Origin of the sequence: Anaerostipes sp. MSJ-23, from assembly GCF_018918155.1 — a bacterium.
GTDB lineage: Bacteria > Bacillota > Clostridia > Lachnospirales > Lachnospiraceae > Anaerostipes.
The window spans coordinates 1-509 of record NZ_JAHLPY010000048.1; the positions used below are offsets into that span (position 1 = coordinate 1).

Genomic DNA, 509 nt, shown 5'->3' on the forward strand with positions numbered 1-509 from the left:
TTACATCAGCGGGTCATGTGTTTTCTTTCTATCTCTTACGATGAAATTTGATGTCTTGACTCATTTTCATCTCTGAAAATGAATTCTATCTTAAATCTTGTATGAAGTTTTCAAGGTACAATCCGCAGGAACTCTTCCTGCTTCGGGTCAAACATTCTTGTTCTTCCCTATGGGCTTGAGTGGACTCGAACCACCGACCTCACGCTTATCAGGCGTGCGCTCTAACCACCTGAGCTACAAGCCCATTCGGCTCTGGCCGTTTCCACGACCCTCCTATGTAATTATGAATGATTCCTCATTCAAGTGGAGAATACGAGATTCGAACTCGTGACCTCCTGCTTGCAAGGCAGGCGCTCTCCCAACTGAGCTAATCCCCCATAAATCCGGCAACCACCTATCTTCCCGGGCCGTCTCCAGCCAAGTATTGTCGGCCGCGTCAGTCTTAACCATCGTGTTCGGGATGGGAACGGGTGTGACCCCGACGCGCATCGCCACCGGAAATTTCTATT

General features: G+C 48.9%; 2 tRNA genes and 1 rRNA gene. All 3 read right to left on the reverse strand.

The window, feature by feature from the left end:
- Positions 1 to 170 precede the first annotated feature (170 nt).
- A tRNA-Ile gene (locus KQI71_RS12290) sits at positions 171 to 244 on the reverse strand.
- A 60-nt stretch (positions 245 to 304) separates the two neighbouring features.
- Positions 305 to 377 (reverse strand) — tRNA-Ala (locus tag KQI71_RS12295).
- A 4-nt stretch (positions 378 to 381) separates the two neighbouring features.
- Positions 382 to 499: ribosomal RNA gene (rrf, locus tag KQI71_RS12300) — 5S ribosomal RNA — on the reverse strand.
- Between the last annotated feature and the right edge of the window lie 10 nt (positions 500 to 509).